Consider the following 702-nt stretch of genomic DNA (forward strand, 5'->3'; position numbering starts at 1 on the left):
CCGTGGCGGCGGGCCGGCCGCCACGGAATCGGTCAGCAGCCGCGCCACCAGCGAGGCCGAGAGCACCACGGCGGCGACGCGCACGTACTGCATGAAGGCGACGAGGCGGGGATCGGAGCCGTATTCCTCGGCCATCGCCACCATCGCCGCCGCCCCGCCCGGCGAGGAGCCCCAGGCGGCGGTCGTGCCGGGGAGCACCCGCAGGCGCGTGAGCACCAGCCCGACGAGGGCGCCGGCGAGCACCGTGACGCCGACCACGAGCAGGATCAGTGGCCCGTCCGCGATCAGGGTCTTGGTGATCTCCGCGGTGATGGCGTGGGCCACCATGCAGCCGATCATCGCCTGCGAGGCCTGGAAGGCCGGCCGCGGCATCCGGAGCGGCGCCCCCCGCACCCCGAACGCGATCGCCGCGATCATCGGCCCGAGCAGGAACGCGGCCGGGAACTGCCCGAGCTTCAGGCCGAAGCCGAGCAGGCCCGAGGCGGCGATCAGCGCCGCCCAGAGGGCGATGGTCCGTGCGGGAAAAGGCAAGGCGACGCGCCAGGTTCGATCGATCGCATGGCGGTCCGCGATCCTGGCGCCGCGCTACACCCTGTCGCCCGGCCTGTCACGCGCACGGGCGCACAACCCAGCCCTGTGCGACCTGTTCGTCACCCGGCGGCGATCGTCGCCTCGCGGCAGGCGGCGGTGCCGGCCGGCGCC

1 protein-coding gene is annotated in these 702 nt (G+C 74.8%); it reads right to left on the reverse strand.

What is annotated here, in order from left to right; all coding sequences use genetic code 11:
- On the reverse strand, positions 1–531 hold a 531-nt coding region (locus FV223_RS29185), incomplete at its 3' end, for an AbrB family transcriptional regulator (protein ID WP_147730062.1).
- Positions 532–702 lie beyond the last annotated feature (171 nt).

Origin of the sequence: Methylobacterium sp. WL116 (genome assembly GCF_008039455.1) — a bacterium.
Lineage (GTDB): Bacteria > Pseudomonadota > Alphaproteobacteria > Rhizobiales > Beijerinckiaceae > Methylobacterium.